Here is a 15,011-nt window from a genome sequence, read left to right as displayed (position 1 = left end):
TGAAGAATAGTGTTTTTAAGCTTTTCGTCTAAGCTCTGCCATTTTTATTGCAGCAACAGCAGCTTCAACACCTTTGTTACCATGTTTACCTCCAGACCTATCAATTGCTTGTTGCATATTATTGTCGGTTAACACACAAAATATAACTGGTGTTTCACGCATCACGTTAAGGTCTTTGATACCTTGAGAAACAGCATCACAAACAAAATCAAAATGCTTGGTTTCGCCTTGTATAACGCTACCAATAGCAATAACAGCATTTACCATTTGCTCTTGCATTTTTTTACTTCCATAAATTAGCTCGTAGCTACCAGGAACTTGCCAATGCACAATGTTTTCAGGTAAAGCACCATGTTCAATTAATGTATCGTAAGCACCTTTAAAAAGGCCATTTGTAATGGTATCGTTCCATTCAGAAACAACAATCCCAAACCGAAAGTCTTTCGCGTTTGGGATTGTGTTTTTATCGTATTCGGATAAATTTGCAGTTGCCATATGTATTATAAACTTGCTTCTGCTTTTCCTATAAGTACATCTATATTAGAAGCTTCATTTGAAGCAGAAAATTCTTCTTTTATTCTTGTAAAATAGTTTAATGCTTTTTGGTTTTCACCTTGAGACAATGCTAATGTACCAGCTTTGTATAAATATAATGGTGTTGTAAACTCATTATTAGAAATTGCAATAGCTTGCTCGTAGTAATCCATAGCGTCTTTTGGCTGATTCAATTGCACAAAAGCATCACCAATTCCTCCTTTTGCAAGTGGTGCTAACATGATATCATCACTTGAAAAATTGTTTAAGTAAGAAATTGCTTCAGAATATTTATTTAGGTTTAAGTAAGCCATACCTGCATAATAGTTGGCTAAATTACCTGCAGGAGTACCACTGTATTTATCAGCAATATCAACCATACCATATTTACCTTCACCTCCATTTAAAGCTAACGTGTATAAAGAATCTTTTTCAACACCATTAACCGCTTGGTCAAAATATTGTTGTGCTTTATACATTTCGTTCATAGCTTCTCCAGCTTTTGGTTCAGCAACAAATTTATTGTAACCTAAGTATCCTAGTATAACTGCAACAGCTACACCAACAATAATATAAATATAGTTTTGATTTTTAACAGCCCATTCTTCAGTCTTAGAAGCTGTTTCATCTAAAGTGTTAAAAACTTCAGCCGTTGTTGAGTGTTCTTCAATAGCTTCAACTTTTTCTTCTTTAGTCTTTGGTTTATATCCTCTTTTCTTATAAGTTGCCATATATTCTCTATTTATGCGCCGCAAAAATAAAATTTTTATTGGTAAATAAAAGGTAAATTATTTGTTATTTTTCAATAATTTGCACATCCTTTTCCATAATTGTTAACCAAAAACATCAATATATTGTTTGTTTTATGATTTTAAATTCCCTTTCCCTACTTAATTACAAGAATTTTGAAAGCCAATCCTTTGCTTTTGACACTAAGATAAACTGCTTTGTAGGTTCAAACGGAGTTGGGAAGACTAATGTTTTAGATGCTATTTATCATTTAGCTTTTGGAAAAAGTTATTTTAATCCTGTAGCTACACAAAACATAAAACACGATGCTGATTTTTTTGTTGTTGATGGTGTGTTTGACAAAGATGATAAAACCGAAAAGATTATCGTGTCGCTAAAACGTGGTCAAAAAAAGATGATTAAGCGCAATGGAAAAGTGTATGATAAATTTAGCGACCATATTGGGTTTATTCCTTTGGTAATTATTTCGCCTGCTGATAGAGACCTAATTATTGAAGGTAGCGATACACGTCGAAAATTCATAGACAACGTTATTTCACAAAGCAACAAACAGTATTTAAGCGATTTAATTAACTACAACAAAGTACTCTCACAACGCAATGCGTTATTAAAATATTTTGCACTCAACAATACATTTAATGCGCAAACACTAGAGGTTTATAACGACCAGTTAAATACTTACGGAACCGCTATTTTTAAAACTAGAGATGCTTTTTTAAAAGCCTTTATTCCTATTTTTAAATCGCGCTACAATGCTATTAGTAATAATAACGAAGTTGTAAATCTAAGTTATAAAAGCGATTTGTTTGAAGCACAACTAAGCGAACTCCTTAGCAAAAACCTCAATAAAGACAAGGCTTTACAATATACAAGTGTAGGCACTCATAAAGACGATCTTATTTTTGAAATCGAGCAATATCCTATCAAAAAATTTGGAAGCCAAGGACAGCAAAAATCGTTTTTAATTGCATTAAAACTGGCTCAGTTTGATTTCTTAAAACAAGAAAGTGGTGTTGCTCCTATTTTGCTTTTAGATGACATTTTTGATAAACTAGACGAACAACGCGTAGCACAAATAGTTGGTCTTGTTGACGATGAGCATTTTGGTCAACTCTTTATAAGCGACACGCATGCTGAACGCACCGAAAATGTTGTGAAACAAATTCATCAATCGTATAAAATATTTGAATTATGATAAGAGCCTTTTGCATTAGCTTAGTGTTTATGGCATTTTTTAATTGCTCTAACAATCCTGAGACATTTGTAGAACATGTTGAAGGTTATTGGGAAATTGACGAAGTAACTTTAAAAGATGGTTCAAAACGCGACTACAATTTTAACAGCACTATAGATTATATTGAAATTACTGACAGCTTAACAGGTTTTAGAAAAAAGTTGAAACCTAACTTCTCAGGAACTTTTGAAACGTCCAATGATGCTGAACAACTTAAGATTGTCTTAGAAAACGATAGTTTAAACCTCTATTACAAAACACCTTTTCACAGCTGGAAAGAAACGGTTTTAAACGCTACAAAAGATGAACTTTTAATTCTTAATGCTAATAAAGATATGTATCTTTATAAACGTTACGAACCTATAAATCTTGAAGAATAATGTCCAAACGCAACAACGAACATTCACCTATTAGTGACCTCCTAAAAGAGTTTGTAGACACTAACAACCTACAACAAGGTTTAGATAAGGTAAATGTGCGCAATGCTTGGGAAAACATGATGGGAAATGGTGTAAACAACTACACTACCAATATTGTTTTAAAACAAGACACACTTTATGTACAATTAAGCAGTAGTGTTTTACGAGAAGAGTTAAGTTATGGTAAAGAAAAAATTATTGCTATGCTCAATGAAAGTTTAGGTAAAGACGTTATCAAAAAACTAGTCCTACGATAAATAAAAAAAGCAGCTCAATGAGCTGCTTTTTTTATATGAATTATATGTTATTAAAACATTTCTCTTCCTGAAAAATGGAAAGCACCTTCAATAGCTGCGTTCTCATCACTATCACTTCCGTGTACAGCGTTTTCACCAATAGAAGCAGCATACATTTTACGTATTGTACCTTCAGCAGCCTCAGCAGGATTAGTAGCTCCAATTAAAGTTCTAAAATCTTCAACAGCATTATCTTTTTCTAAGATAGCTGCTACAATTGGTCCACGAGTCATGTACTCAACCAACTCACCAAAAAATGGTCTTTCACTGTGAATAGCATAAAAAGCTTTTGCATCAGCAGTAGTCATGTGAGTTAATTTCATTGCTACAATTCTAAATCCTGAAGCAGTTATTTTTTCTAATATTGCGCCAATGTGTCCTTTTTCAACAGCATCTGGCTTAAGCATTGTAAATGTTCTATTTGTTGCCATTTGTTTATTTTAATTTGGTTGCAAAAGTAATGTATTTCTTAACAAAAACAATATAAAGCAATATTAAAAAATTGTATCTTCGCCAGATATGACAAATGAAGATTACAGCAGCATAAAACAACTTTTAAGTTCCAAAAAAAACATTGTAATTGTACCTCATAAAAATCCTGATGGAGATGCTATAGGTTCAAGCTTAGGTTTATACCATTACCTTAAAAAGTACAATCATGAGGTTACAGTAATTGCACCTAATGATTATCCAGATTTTTTAAAGTGGATGCCTAGTGAAACCTCAATTTTAAAATACGAACTACAACAGGAAGATTGTGACACAGTAATTAATCAAGCAGATATTATTTTCACTTTAGATTTTAATGCGTTGAATCGAATTGGAGATATGGAAACTCCTATCCAATCTGCTACAGGTATTAAGATAATGATTGACCACCATCAGCAACCTGATGATTATGCATTGTATATGTATTCTGATGTTAGCATGTCATCAACCTGTGAAATGGTGTATAATTTCATTTGTAATTTAGGTGATGAAGATAGTATAGACCAAGACATTTCAACCTGTTTATATACAGGAATTATGACTGACACTGGTTCGTTTAGGTTTCCTTCAACCACGAGTACAACTCACAAAGTCATTGCCAATTTAATTGAAAAAGGAGCAAATAACGCTCAAATACACAATAACATTTACGACACCAATACTTATAGCAGATTACAATTATTAGGTTGTGCACTCAGCAATCTAAAAGTATTGCCAGAGTATAGAACTGCTTATATAAGTTTATCGCAACAAGAACTTAACACATTCAACTTTAAAAAAGGTGACACCGAAGGTTTTGTTAATTACGGTCTCTCGCTAGAAGGTATTGTATTTGCTGTTATTTTTATAGAAAACGAACAAGAAAACATTGTAAAAGTGTCGCTAAGAAGTAAAGGAGCATTTTCAGTAAACGAATTTTCTAGAGCACATTTTAATGGTGGTGGACACACAAATGCTGCTGGTGGAAAAAGTGATTTGGGCTTAAAAGAAACTATTGAAAAATTTATTAGTATATTACCAAGCTATAAAGAGGTCCTAAATCATGAATAAAAGCATCATTATATTACTAATAAGTTTTATGGCTTTTAGCTGTAAATCACCTGAAGCTAGACTTCCTAAGACCGTTAAATCTGGTTCATTTATTAATGCTTCAATAGAACGAAATATTAAACTAAATAAAAAAGAGCAACAGTTTATTGAAGGTATTATTAAAGATAATCCTGAAATAGATTACATAGCTTCTGAAAGTGGTTTTTGGTACTATTACAATACAAAAATTGAACAAGATACCATTACACCTCAATTTGGTGACATTGTAAATTTTGATTACGATGTTAAAGATTTGAATGGTTCACAAATCTATTCTGAAGAAGACATAGCGCCTCAAGATTATGCTATGGACAAAGAAGAATTGTTTACAGGCCTTAGAGAAGGTTTAAAACTTATGAAACCAGGAGAAACAGTAACATTCTTATTTCCTTCACAAAAAGCCTATGGTTATTATGGCGATACCAATAAAATAGGTGTTAACACGCCTTTAATGTGTAAGGTAACCGTAAATACAATAACAAAAAAACAAAACAATTAATTAAAATTTTATGAAACTGATTAGTAAAGCCCTACAGTTATTTATTTTATTTATACTAGTAACTGCAACCTCGTGCAAAGAAGACCTTTATCCAGATTTAGAAGATGGTCTTTATGCTGAAATAGTGACTTCTAAAGACACTATGGTTGCTAAGTTATTCTTCGAAAAAGTACCAGTTACTGTTGCCAATTTTGTGGCTTTAGCCGAAGGTACTCATCCTTTAGTAAGCGAGCAATTTAAAGGAAAGCCATTTTACGACAGCTTAACATTCCACAGAGTTATGGATAAATTCATGATTCAAGGTGGAGACCATACTGCTACTGGATCTGGTGATCCTGGTTACAGATTTGTTGCCGATTTTGACCCAAGCTTAAAACATGATAAAGCTGGTGTATTATCAATGGCAAATGGTGGAGGAATTGACACCAACGGAAGTCAGTTTTTTATTACCGAAGTACCATACCCAAGCTTAGATGCTTTTGATGCTAATGGTGACTTTAAACCTTGCGACCAACGTGGTGTAAGCTGTCATTCGGTTTTTGGACAATTGGTAAAAGGTATTGAAGTACAAGATTCAATTTCTAACGTAAAAGTTGGACGTGGTAACAAGCCTCTTGAAAATGTATACATCTACAAAGTAAACATTATCAGAAAAGGATCAGCTGCAAAATCTTTCAATGCTGCTAAGGTTTTTGAAGAGCAAATGCCTAAGGTAAAAGAAGATTTAGAAAACATGAAAGAACAAGCTCGTATAAGAGCTGAAGAAGAAAAGAAAGCTAGAGAAGCTAAAAATGCTGAAGCTGGTGCTGAAATAAAAATACAATTAGACGAATACCTAACTAAAGCTACCGAAACAGCTTCAGGTTTAAGAGTATATTACATTAACAAAGGTGATGGAGAAAAGCCTGCACAAGGTAAAAGAGCGTATGTAAACTACGAAGGTTATTATGAAGATGGACGTTTATTTGACAGTAATGTTGAAGCTGTTGCTGAGCGTCATGGTATGTTGGACGAGCGTAGAAAAGAAGCTAACATGTACAAGCCTTTCCCAATGAAAATTAGTCCAGATGCACAACTTATTGCAGGTATGAAAGAAGCCCTTGCTGATATGCGTGTTGGTGATAAAGTATATATGTACATTCCTTATCACTTAGCCTATGGCGAACGTGATTACGGACCAATTCCTGCAAAATCAAACCTATCGTTTATTGCTGAAATGACAGGAATAGAATAGATTTCTAAATATTAAGAATAAAAAAACTCCATTTTCAGATGAAAATGGAGTTTTTTTATGGTGTTCAATTTACTTTTTCGGAATCTGTTTTAAGATTTCAAGTACATAGTTCCAATATTTTTGAGCCGAAGAAATTTGAGCACGCTCATCAGGTGAATGTGCACCTTTAATATTGGGTCCAAAACTTATCATATCCATTTCAGGATAATTTTGTCCTAAAATACCACACTCCAATCCTGCATGACAAGCAGCAACATGAGGTTCCTCTCCATTATTAAGTGTTTTATATAATGGTACCATTACTTTTAGTATTTCAGAGTCCATATTAGGCTGCCAACCAGGATAATCACCACTAAACTCAACTTCACAACCTGTTAGTTCAAATGTTGCTCTTAGTGTATTGGCTAAATCCCATTTAGAACTTTCTACCGAAGAACGCGTTAAACAACCTATTTTAATATTCCCTTCTTTTACAATTACACGTGCAATATTATTTGAAGTCTCAACCAAATCAGGAATATCAGCACTCATACGATATACACCATTTAATGCAGCATAAATAGCTCTTGTTAATCCTTCTTGCACACCTAAATCCATAATAGATTCTGGTGTTTCAATTTTAGAAACCACAACTGTTAAATCTGGTTCCATTGTTTTATACTCTGCTTTTATCTCTTGAGCCAACGCTTCTGTTTCAGCAACAAACGCTTCTTCGTGTATCGCATCTACAACAACAGTAGCAACACTTTCACGAGGGATTGCATTACGCAAACTTCCACCATCAATTTCACTAATTCTCAAGCCAAAGTTTTCAAATCCGTCAAACAATAAACGGTTCATTATTTTATTGGCATTACCTAAACCTTCATGGATTTGCATTCCAGAGTGTCCACCTTGTAAACCTTTTACAGTTAATTTAAAACCAGTTTTAAACTCAGGAGTTTCTTCTTCTTTATAAGTTCTTGTAGCAGTAACATCAACACCACCAGCGCAACCTACTCCAATTTCGTCATCTTCTTCGGTATCTAAATTTAAAAGTATATCTCCTTGCAATAAACCGCCTTCAAGTCCCATTGCTCCTGTCATTCCTGTTTCTTCATCAATAGTAAATAAGGCTTCAATAGCAGGATGCTCAATATCTTTACTTTCTAAAATTGCCATTATGGTGGCTACTCCAAGTCCGTTATCAGCACCAAGCGTTGTGCCTTTGGCTTTTACCCAATCACCTTCAATAAACATTTCAATTCCTTGTGTGTCAAAATCAAAAACGGTATCGTTATTTTTTTGGTGAACCATATCTAAATGCGATTGCATTACAATGGTTTTGCGGTCTTCCATACCAGCAGTTGCAGGCTTTTTTATAATGACGTTACCTACCTTATCAACAATCGTTTCTAAACCGAGTTGCTCTCCAAAATCTTTCATAAACGCGATAACACGCTCTTCTTTTTTAGATGGTCTTGGTACAGCATTTAGGTCTGCAAACTTGTTCCAAAGTTGTGTTGGTTCTAATTGTCTTATTTCTGAATTCATAGTATTTACTTTAAGTTTTACAAAGGTACAAATTGAATATTGCATTCTGTCTTAATTTAGCGTTCTCTTTTGTGTTTATAATTTGTCACTTTGAGCGCAGTCGAAATGTTGTTTTCAGAATTCCATAAAGAAAATTGCATTATTAGATTCCGCATCAAGTGCGGAATGACAATAATTTTTATCTATTTTTGATTTATGCAGAAATACCTCAAATCCATACTAGCGTTTTCAATTGTACTTCAAATTATATTCTTGAAAATTATAGCGCGTTTTCCTGATGTTGTTGAACAATTATACAGCAATGGTCTTTATGTATACATCTCAAAACTGATGCGATACGCTTTTGGTTGGGTGCCTTTTTCTGTAGGTGATGTGTTATACACCTTAGCTACTGTTTATATATTAAGATGGTTGTTTGTAAATAGAAAACGTATAATAAAAGACACAAAAGCGTGGATTTTAGATGTATTATCAGCCGTATCTATTGGGTATTTTGCATTTCATTTACTTTGGGCTTTTAATTATTACAGGCTACCACTACACAAAGCGCTTAATATAGAAAAAGACTATACTACTGAAGCACTTATTGCAACTACAGAGCGTCTAATTAGTACTGTAAACACTGTTCATATAGCTATTACAAATAATGACACTATTAAGGTTGACATGCCTTATAGCAAAACAGAATTATTACAAAAAGTCCCTAAAGGCTATGATAAACTTTCTAAAAAATTTCCTCATTTAGCCTATCAGCCTAAAAGCGTTAAACGTTCAATTTATAGTTTACCACTAACTTATATGGGTTTTTCAGGATATTTAAATCCGTTTACCAATGAAGCACAAATTGATGGACTGATTCCAACTTTTAAATATCCAACCACTACAAGCCACGAAGTAGCACACCAATTGGGTTATGCTGCTGAAAATGAAGCTAACTTTATAGGTAGTATGGCAGCAATGCATCATGATGATATTTATTTTAAGTATTCTGGTTATGCGTTTGCATTAAGACATTGCCTACACGAAATTTATAGACGCGATCCTAAACAGTATGAAACTTTGGTTACTAAAGTGAATAAAGGCATTTTAAAAAACTATCAAGAGGTTAGAGACTTTTGGGACAGTTATCAAAACCCAACTGAGCCTCTGTTTAAATCTACTTATGATACATTTCTAAAAGCTAACAACCAAATAGATGGTATGGAAAGCTACAGTTATGTAGTTGCACTTTTAGTAAATTATTTTGAAAATAATACATTCTAAAAAAGTTAAAAAAAGTGTATTAGTTCTTTACTAAAGGCAATATTTCTATCTTTAGCTTTCAATTTTTTTAACCAACACTTACATAATGATAAGACCGTATCTCACTATCTTAACATTTTTGTGCTGTTTTTCTTTTTACGCACAAGAATATTTTCCAAAAAATGATGGTGTAGTTGCAACAAACACAAACTACACTGCATTTACAAATGCTAAAATTTATGTGACTCCTACTCAAGTTATTGAAAACGGAACACTATTAATTAAAGACGGAAAAGTCGTTGCTACAGGAACTTCTGTAAGCATTCCAAAAAACACCAAAATCATTAATGTTTCAGGTAAAAGCATCTATCCTTCTTTTATTGACATCTATTCCGATTTTGGTATTAAAGCCCCTGAACGAGACTCAGGAAGTGGACGAAGTGCACAGTACGAACCTAGCAGGTCAGGATATTACTGGAACGACCATGTAATGCCTGAAAACAAAGCAATAGACCGCTTTAGTTATGACAGCAAAAAAGCTTCAGAATACATTAAAGCAGGTTTTGGAACACTTAATGCACACATACAAGATGGAATTGTTAGAGGTAGCGGAATGCTTGTAGCGCTTGATAGCGAAGGCACAAACGCTAACCGAATATTAGATGATTATTCTGCGCAATACTTCTCGTTTTCTAAAAGTGTAACTTCAAGACAGTCTTACCCTTCTTCTATTATGGGAAGTATGGCTTTGCTAAGACAACTGTATATTGATGCTGATTGGTATGCAAAAGGAAACTCTAAAACAAAAGATTTATCTCTTGAAGCACTAAATAAGAATAAATCCTTAATTCAAATTTTTGCTGCAGGTAGTAGAGCTAATCTATTAAGAGCTGATAAAGTTGGTGATGAATATGGTGTACAATATGTTATACTTGGAGGTGGTGATGAATACGAACGTGTAAACGAAGTAAAAAACACAAACGCGTCGTTAATTATCCCAATTAACTTCCCAGACGCTTACGATGTTGAAAATCCGTTTTTGGCTTCAGGTTTATCGCTTAGCGATATGAGAGCATGGAATCAAAAACCAGCAAACCCAAAGGTTTTAGCTGAAAACAATATCAAATTTGCGTTAACTACGCATTCATTAAAATCGCCAAAAGAATTTAAATCCAACCTCTTAAAAGCTATTGAATATGGACTTTCTGAAGAAAAAGCTTTGGAATCACTTACTACTATTCCTGCTCAATTATTAGGAAAGCAAAATACTATTGGTTCTTTAAAGAACGGAACTTACGCTAACTTCTTAATTACTTCTGGAAACATTTTTGATAAAGAAACCACATTATATGAAAACTGGGTACTTGGTCAGCAAAATGTTATAGAAGACATGACAATTAAGGACATTAGAGGCGACTATGAGTTTAGATTAGCTGGTGAAGATTATAAAATGTCATTAAAAGGAGAACTTAGCAAATTGAAATCTGAAATTATCAGTGGTGACAATACCTTAGGTTCTAAAGTAAGCTACAGTGATAATTGGGTTACTATTTCAATGACAACAAAAGATTCTACAAAACAAGAGTTTGTTAGAATTATAGCAAATGTTGACAGTGACAACAACCTTAGAGGTACAACTACGATGCCTACAGGAAACGAAATGTCATTTTATGCTAAATCGTTAAAAAAAGAAGACGACACTAAATCTGACGATAAAAAGAAATCTAAAGACTCCACTGAAAAAGTATTTCCAGTAACATTCCCAAACAATGCGTATGGTTTTACCGAATTACCAAAAGCCGAAACATTATTATTTAAAAATGCTACGGTTTGGACTAATGAAGCTGATGGAATTTTAGAAAACACTGACGTACTTATCAAAAACGGAAAGATTGCCAAAATAGGTCAAAACCTATCAGACAATAGCGCAAAAGTTATTGATGCAACAGGAAAACATCTTACTGCTGGAGTTATTGATGAGCACTCACATATTGCTGCTGCATCTATAAACGAAGGTGGACAAAACTCTTCTGCCGAAGTATCTATAGAAGATGTTGTAGAACCAGGAGACATAAGTATTTACCGCAATCTTGCTGGAGGTGTAACTTCAATACAAATCTTACATGGTTCGGCTAACCCAATTGGTGGACGCTCAGCAATTATAAAACTAAAATGGGGAGAATCTGCCGATAATTTAATTTACGACAACAGTCCTAAGTTTATCAAATTCGCATTAGGTGAAAACGTAAAACAATCTAATTGGTCTAGTTATTCAAGATTCCCACAAACACGTATGGGAGTTGAGCAACTCTATATAGATTATTTCACAAGAGCAAAAGAATATGATGCTTTAAAGAAAAGCGGAAAGCCTTATCGTAAGGATATAGAACTTGAAGTACTTGCCGAAATATTAAATAAAGAGCGTTTTATTTCTTGTCATTCATATGTACAAAGCGAAATAAATATGCTAATGAAAGTAGCTGAAAAGTTCAATTTCAACATCAATACGTTTACACACATTTTAGAAGGTTATAAACTTGCTGACAAAATGAAAGAACATGGTGTTGGTGGCTCTACATTTAGTGATTGGTGGGCATACAAGTATGAAGTAAATGATGCCATTCCTTACAACGCTGCAATAATGCACAACCAAGGTGTTACAGTTGCTATAAATAGTGATGATGGCGAAATGTCTCGACGTTTAAATCAAGAAGCTGCAAAAGCGGTAAAATATGGTGGTGTTAGTGAAGAAGAAGCTTGGAAATTCGTAACTCTTAATCCTGCTAAATTATTACATATCGATGATAGAGTTGGTAGTATTAAAGTAGGTAAAGATGCTGATGTGGTTTTATGGACAGACCATCCACTTTCAATATATGCAAAAGCAGAAAAAACCATTATTGAAGGTGTTACCTATTTCGATTTAAAACGAGATGAAATGATGAGAAGCAAAATTCAAAATGAAAAAAGCGAACTCATCAACTTGATGTTACAAGCAAAGAACAAAGGGTTAAAAACACAACCTATTAAGAAAAAAGAAAAAGAATTTTTGCATTGCGATTCTATGGATAACGAACACCATGAACACTAAAAAAACAGTATTATGAAACAAATTAAACAAACCCTTATAGTGTTATTAGTGTTATGCTTTTCATCAGCAATAGCACAACAAACACCTGCTCCAAAGCAAACTAAAGACATTGCTATTGTAGGAGCTACAGCTCATATTGGTAATGGTGACGTTATCGATAACAGTATTATCATAATTAAAGATGGTAAATTACTTACAGTTGCCGATGCTGGAATTGTAAAAATCAATATCACTAACATGGAAACCATAAATGCCGAAGGTAAGCATGTGTATCCAGGATTTATAGTACCTAACACTACTTTAGGATTAGTAGAAATTGATGCAGTTAGAGCAACTGATGACGATGCCGAAATTGGAACTTACAAACCACACATTAGAAGTTTAATTGCCTATAATTCAGAATCCAAAGTGGTTGAAAGTATGCGTCCAAACGGAGTGCTTATAGGACAAATAACACCAAGAGGTGGTACTATTTCAGGAACATCGTCTATCGTTCAATTTGACGCTTGGAACTGGGAAGATGCTGCTATAAAAGTTGACGATGGCATTCATGTTAATTGGCCTAATAGTTTTTCTAGAGGTCGTTGGTGGCGTGGAGAAGATCCTGGTTTAAAACCTAACGAAAACTACTCAAAGCAAGTTAATGAACTCCAAGATTATTTAGACCAATCTAAAGCCTATAACAATGGAGACAAAAAAATCACAAACTTACCTTTTGAAGCACTTAAAGGTATTTTTGATGGTTCTAAAAAACTATATGTAAATGTAGATGACGAAAAAGGAATTAATGATGTTATCAACTTCAAAAACAAAAATGGTATTAAACACATGGTTATTGTTGGAGGTTATTCAGCTTATAAAGTAGCCGATTTACTGAAGCAAAACAATATTCCGGTTTTAGTACAACGTCTTCATAAAACACCTAGTAATGAAGATGACGATTACGATTTACCTTATAAATTAGCAAAACTATTAACAGACAAAGGTGTTACAGTTGCTTTAGAAAGTAGTGGTAGTATGGAGCGTATGAATGCTAGAAATCTTCCGTTTTTAGCAGGAACAGCTGTTGCTCATGGCGTAACAAAAGAGCAAGCATTACAAATGATAACACTTAATACTGCTAAAGTTTTAGGTATTGATGATCAATATGGCTCTTTAGAAGAAGGCAAAAGTGCTACACTTTTTATTAGCGAAGGTGATGCATTAGATATGCGTACAAATGTTTTAACACACGCTTTTATTGATGGTCGCGATGTGAGTTTAGAAAGTCATCAAACTAAATTGTGGAAACGCTACTCCAATAAATTCAAAAATCAAGAATAACTTAAAGCGAACCAAATGGTTCGCTTTTTTGTTCAATAGACATTCGTTACAATAAAATTATCGACTAAAATGGCTACTTTTGTCTGGTTATGATAAAAGAAATTACAAGCATACAAAATCCTTACATTAAACAACTTGTTCAGTTAAAAGACAAATCGCGCGAGCGTAAAAAGTCTGGATTGTTTCTTATTGAAGGCAAACGAGAATTATCTTTAGCACTTAAAGGCAATTATGACGTGGATACCGTTTTGTTTTATTCTGAATTGATTTCAGAAGAAGAACTATCTTCATTAATACCATCAAACATTAAGCGTATTGAAATTTCTAAAGATGTATTTCAAAAAATTGCACATAGAGACACAACCGAAGGGATTATTGCTGTTGCCAAAACAAAATCACATCTTTTAGATGATATTATCTTTAAAAGTGAAAACCCTTTGATTTTAGTAGCCGAAGCTCCTGAAAAACCAGGTAACATTGGTGCTTTATTGCGTACTGCTGATGCTGCTAATGTAGATGCTGTAATTATTGCAAACCCAAAAACCGATTTATACAACCCTAATATTATTCGCTCTAGCGTTGGCTGTGTATTTACCAAGCAAGTGGCTACAGGCTCAACAAAAGATATCGTTTCGTTTTTAAAACAACATCGCATTAACATTTTTTGTGCTGCACTACAAGCTTCTGTAAACTATCACACACAAGATTATACATTACCTACTGCTATAGTTGTAGGTACTGAAGCGACTGGATTAAGTGACGAATGGTTGCAAGAGTCTACACATAACATTATCATTCCTATGCAAGGTGAAATTGACTCTATGAATGTGTCTGTTGCTGCAGGAATACTTATTTTTGAAGCTGTTCGCCAAAGGCTTATCAATGAATAATTAATGATGTACAATTAATCGTTAATAAATGAAAGACAACTTAATAGTTACTAAATCATATACTTTTGCGGTATCAATCGTTCTTTTAAGTAAAAAGTTAATGTCACAAAATGAATACATTTTGTCAAAACAACTTTTAAAGTCCGGAACATCTATTGGTGCTAATGTTGAAGAAGCTATTGGAGGTATTTCAAAAAAAGACTTCAGAGCAAAAATGTCAATTTCTTACAAGGAAGCCAGAGAAACCCATTATTGGTTAAGACTTTTGAAAGACACAAATTACATTTCAAAAGAAGATTATAACAAACTTGAACCTGAACTCTCAAGTATTTTGAAAATTTTATTTAAAATAATTCAATCTTCTAAAGAAGACTAATTATAATTAACT

At 33.5% G+C, this 15,011-nt stretch carries 15 protein-coding genes; 11 read left to right on the top strand and 4 right to left on the bottom strand.

Annotation, left to right across the window (positions count from 1 at the left end):
- Nucleotides 1-15: 15 nt before the first annotated feature.
- Both ribH and OD803_RS05515 read right to left on the bottom strand, forming a co-directional pair.
- Nucleotides 16-495, bottom strand: coding sequence for a 6,7-dimethyl-8-ribityllumazine synthase (gene ribH, locus OD803_RS05520; RefSeq protein ID WP_129760466.1), 480 nt, complete (start codon nucleotides 493-495; stop codon nucleotides 16-18).
- Between the two features lie 5 nt (nucleotides 496-500).
- Entirely contained in the window at nucleotides 501-1,265 is a 765-nt protein-coding gene (locus tag OD803_RS05515) for a tetratricopeptide repeat protein (RefSeq protein WP_129760464.1), read from the bottom strand.
- Nucleotides 1,266-1,399: 134 nt separating this feature from the next.
- Here OD803_RS05515 and recF point away from each other — a divergent pair, with 134 nt between their 5' ends.
- From recF to OD803_RS05500, 3 genes are read left to right on the top strand one after another with little or no spacing between them, the layout of a single operon-like run.
- A complete protein-coding gene (gene recF, locus OD803_RS05510) occupies nucleotides 1,400-2,479 on the top strand; it encodes a DNA replication/repair protein RecF (protein WP_262732656.1) in 1,080 nt (359 codons plus the stop codon).
- Nucleotides 2,476-2,898, top strand: coding sequence for a hypothetical protein (locus tag OD803_RS05505; protein WP_262732654.1), 423 nt, complete (start codon nucleotides 2,476-2,478; stop codon nucleotides 2,896-2,898). The genes recF and OD803_RS05505 overlap by 4 nt, the downstream gene beginning before the upstream one ends.
- Nucleotides 2,898-3,194 (top strand): DUF721 domain-containing protein, encoded by a 297-nt coding sequence (locus OD803_RS05500; protein ID WP_129760459.1) that lies wholly within the window; start codon nucleotides 2,898-2,900, stop codon nucleotides 3,192-3,194. The genes OD803_RS05505 and OD803_RS05500 overlap by 1 nt, the downstream gene beginning before the upstream one ends.
- A 50-nt stretch (nucleotides 3,195-3,244) precedes the next feature.
- Here OD803_RS05500 and OD803_RS05495 read toward each other — a convergent pair whose 3' ends face one another.
- Nucleotides 3,245-3,664: a nucleoside-diphosphate kinase gene (locus OD803_RS05495; RefSeq protein ID WP_129760457.1), complete on the bottom strand. Its 420-nt coding sequence runs from the start codon at nucleotides 3,662-3,664 to the stop codon at nucleotides 3,245-3,247.
- Nucleotides 3,665-3,752: 88 nt separating this feature from the next.
- Between OD803_RS05495 and OD803_RS05490 the strand changes: the two genes are divergently transcribed.
- From OD803_RS05490 to OD803_RS05480, 3 genes are read left to right on the top strand one after another with little or no spacing between them, the layout of a single operon-like run.
- Nucleotides 3,753-4,772, top strand: coding sequence for a DHH family phosphoesterase (locus OD803_RS05490; protein ID WP_262732653.1), 1,020 nt, complete (start codon nucleotides 3,753-3,755; stop codon nucleotides 4,770-4,772).
- Nucleotides 4,765-5,310 (top strand): gliding motility-associated peptidyl-prolyl isomerase GldI, encoded by a 546-nt coding sequence (gldI, locus tag OD803_RS05485; protein WP_262732651.1) that lies wholly within the window; start codon nucleotides 4,765-4,767, stop codon nucleotides 5,308-5,310. Before OD803_RS05490 ends, gldI begins: the two co-directional genes overlap by 8 nt.
- Before the next feature lie 10 nt (nucleotides 5,311-5,320).
- Nucleotides 5,321-6,544, top strand: coding sequence for a peptidylprolyl isomerase (locus OD803_RS05480; RefSeq protein ID WP_131507699.1), 1,224 nt, complete (start codon nucleotides 5,321-5,323; stop codon nucleotides 6,542-6,544).
- A gap of 69 nt (nucleotides 6,545-6,613) precedes the next feature.
- Here OD803_RS05480 and OD803_RS05475 read toward each other — a convergent pair whose 3' ends face one another.
- Nucleotides 6,614-8,077 carry an aminoacyl-histidine dipeptidase gene (locus tag OD803_RS05475; RefSeq protein WP_262732649.1) on the bottom strand — a complete coding sequence of 488 codons (1,464 nt, stop codon included), beginning with the start codon at nucleotides 8,075-8,077 and terminating at the stop codon, nucleotides 6,614-6,616.
- Nucleotides 8,078-8,272: 195 nt separating this feature from the next.
- Between OD803_RS05475 and OD803_RS05470 the strand changes: the two genes are divergently transcribed.
- The 5 genes from OD803_RS05470 to OD803_RS05450 all read left to right on the top strand — a co-directional run bounded on the left by OD803_RS05470 (nucleotide 8,273) and on the right by OD803_RS05450 (nucleotide 14,999).
- The gene (locus tag OD803_RS05470) at nucleotides 8,273-9,340 is read left to right on the top strand and encodes a DUF3810 domain-containing protein (protein WP_262732648.1); all 1,068 of its coding nucleotides are present in this window, start codon (nucleotides 8,273-8,275) and stop codon (nucleotides 9,338-9,340) included.
- Between the two features lie 85 nt (nucleotides 9,341-9,425).
- Nucleotides 9,426-12,410, top strand: coding sequence for an amidohydrolase family protein (locus OD803_RS05465; protein WP_262732647.1), 2,985 nt, complete (start codon nucleotides 9,426-9,428; stop codon nucleotides 12,408-12,410).
- Between the two features lie 12 nt (nucleotides 12,411-12,422).
- The gene (locus tag OD803_RS05460; protein WP_262732646.1) at nucleotides 12,423-13,733 is read left to right on the top strand and encodes an amidohydrolase family protein; all 1,311 of its coding nucleotides are present in this window, start codon (nucleotides 12,423-12,425) and stop codon (nucleotides 13,731-13,733) included.
- Between the two features lie 92 nt (nucleotides 13,734-13,825).
- Complete coding sequence (locus OD803_RS05455; RefSeq protein WP_262732719.1) at nucleotides 13,826-14,623, top strand: TrmH family RNA methyltransferase; 798 nt, start codon at nucleotides 13,826-13,828, stop codon at nucleotides 14,621-14,623.
- Between the two features lie 28 nt (nucleotides 14,624-14,651).
- Nucleotides 14,652-14,999 (top strand): four helix bundle protein, encoded by a 348-nt coding sequence (locus OD803_RS05450; protein ID WP_262732645.1) that lies wholly within the window; start codon nucleotides 14,652-14,654, stop codon nucleotides 14,997-14,999.
- The last annotated feature ends 12 nt before the right edge of the window (nucleotides 15,000-15,011 follow it).

The sequence above is a fragment of the Gaetbulibacter sp. NE genome, from assembly GCF_025548475.1.
Classification (GTDB): domain Bacteria; phylum Bacteroidota; class Bacteroidia; order Flavobacteriales; family Flavobacteriaceae; genus Gaetbulibacter_B; species Gaetbulibacter_B jejuensis.
The sequence above is the reverse complement of the archived record's forward strand: the minus strand, read 5'-3'. Positions and strand labels throughout refer to the sequence as shown.

What these genes read in the sequence shown, in the direction of transcription:
- ribH (WP_129760466.1), bottom strand. Translation starts at nt 495, where the DNA reads ATGGCAACTGCAAATTTATCCGAATACGATAAAAACACAATCCCAAAC.
- OD803_RS05515 (WP_129760464.1), bottom strand. Translation starts at nt 1,265, where the DNA reads ATGGCAACTTATAAGAAAAGAGGATATAAACCAAAGACTAAAGAAGAA.
- recF (WP_262732656.1), top strand. Translation starts at nt 1,400, where the DNA reads ATGATTTTAAATTCCCTTTCCCTACTTAATTACAAGAATTTTGAAAGC.
- OD803_RS05505 (WP_262732654.1), top strand. Translation starts at nt 2,476, where the DNA reads ATGATAAGAGCCTTTTGCATTAGCTTAGTGTTTATGGCATTTTTTAAT.
- OD803_RS05500 (WP_129760459.1), top strand. Translation starts at nt 2,898, where the DNA reads ATGTCCAAACGCAACAACGAACATTCACCTATTAGTGACCTCCTAAAA.
- OD803_RS05495 (WP_129760457.1), bottom strand. Translation starts at nt 3,664, where the DNA reads ATGGCAACAAATAGAACATTTACAATGCTTAAGCCAGATGCTGTTGAA.
- OD803_RS05490 (WP_262732653.1), top strand. Translation starts at nt 3,753, where the DNA reads ATGACAAATGAAGATTACAGCAGCATAAAACAACTTTTAAGTTCCAAA.
- gldI (WP_262732651.1), top strand. Translation starts at nt 4,765, where the DNA reads ATGAATAAAAGCATCATTATATTACTAATAAGTTTTATGGCTTTTAGC.
- OD803_RS05480 (WP_131507699.1), top strand. Translation starts at nt 5,321, where the DNA reads ATGAAACTGATTAGTAAAGCCCTACAGTTATTTATTTTATTTATACTA.
- OD803_RS05475 (WP_262732649.1), bottom strand. Translation starts at nt 8,077, where the DNA reads ATGAATTCAGAAATAAGACAATTAGAACCAACACAACTTTGGAACAAG.
- OD803_RS05470 (WP_262732648.1), top strand. Translation starts at nt 8,273, where the DNA reads ATGCAGAAATACCTCAAATCCATACTAGCGTTTTCAATTGTACTTCAA.
- OD803_RS05465 (WP_262732647.1), top strand. Translation starts at nt 9,426, where the DNA reads ATGATAAGACCGTATCTCACTATCTTAACATTTTTGTGCTGTTTTTCT.
- OD803_RS05460 (WP_262732646.1), top strand. Translation starts at nt 12,423, where the DNA reads ATGAAACAAATTAAACAAACCCTTATAGTGTTATTAGTGTTATGCTTT.
- OD803_RS05450 (WP_262732645.1), top strand. Translation starts at nt 14,652, where the DNA reads ATGAAAGACAACTTAATAGTTACTAAATCATATACTTTTGCGGTATCA.